The following is a 1073-nucleotide window of genomic DNA, read 5'->3' on the forward strand; positions in this document are numbered from 1 at the left end:
CATAAACAAGAAGTCATCGGCCCTCTGATTGCTGCGTTATTACCAAGCGCCCGTTTCTCTCGTTGGTCTGAAGGCGTGAACGCTCGTACTCGTGAAAACCTAGTCATTGATGGGTTGGATTACATCTTAGAGCTCATGCCTGTCTATATCAGAGACGAAGCGCAGAATTCTACGCTTGCAAGCACTTTGATGACGATTCGAACAAGCCAGCACGGCACGCAAATCGAAGAAAGACTACCGTTGCATAATCCATTGGGTTTTGAGCACTTCGTAGGAATATCAAACCGCCATAAAGCCTTGATTAATCAGGCTAAGAAGCTTTCTGTTCTGGATCAACCGCTACTAATCGAAGGTGAAACAGGTACTGGCAAAGAAATGCTCGCAAAAGCCTGTCATAGTCGTTCAAGCCGTGCGAGTAAACCATTCCTTGTGTTGAGCTGTGCATCCATGCCAGATGACGTTGCAGAAACCGAGCTGTTTGGTCATGCGCCAGGTTCGTTCAATCACGAACAAGGCCACAAAGGTATTTTTGAACAGGCAAATGGCGGTACGGTATTTCTTGATGAAATTGGTGAGATGAGTGCTCATCTGCAAATCAAACTTCTTCGGTGTCTACAAGATGGTAACTTCCGGCGTGTTGGTGCAGAAGATGAAATGCATGTAGATGTTCGCATTATTGCTTCGACAAAACATAACCTTGCTGAGCTTTCTGAAGCGGGTATGTTCCGTGAAGATTTGTATTATCGCCTCAATGTACTGACGCTAAGCATTCCTCCACTGCGCAAGCGCTCGAATGATGTGGCACGTTTGCTAGATTTGTTCGTGACAAAACACGCGCAGCAGCTGGGTATCGATAAGCCGGAGCTGGATGAAGGTCTGGTTGATGATCTGGGCAGCTACCAATGGCCGGGTAACATGCGTCAGCTAGATAATATGGTGTTGCGAGCGCTAACAGAAATGGATGGTCACTTACTGAAAGCCGAACATTTTAATTTGCCACAGCCGCAGTCAGTTGGCGGGGGCAGTGCAACGCTTAATATTGATGGTTCTTTGGACGAGATCATGCGTGATTA

General features: G+C 46.9%; 1 protein-coding gene. It reads left to right on the forward strand.

Annotated features, from left to right (window positions below; all coding sequences use genetic code 11):
- Positions 1-1073 (forward strand): sigma 54-interacting transcriptional regulator (locus R7190_RS25800; RefSeq protein WP_318137667.1); only part of this gene is annotated, 1073 nt, incomplete at both ends.

This window comes from Vibrio sp. 1078-1, from assembly GCF_033340475.1.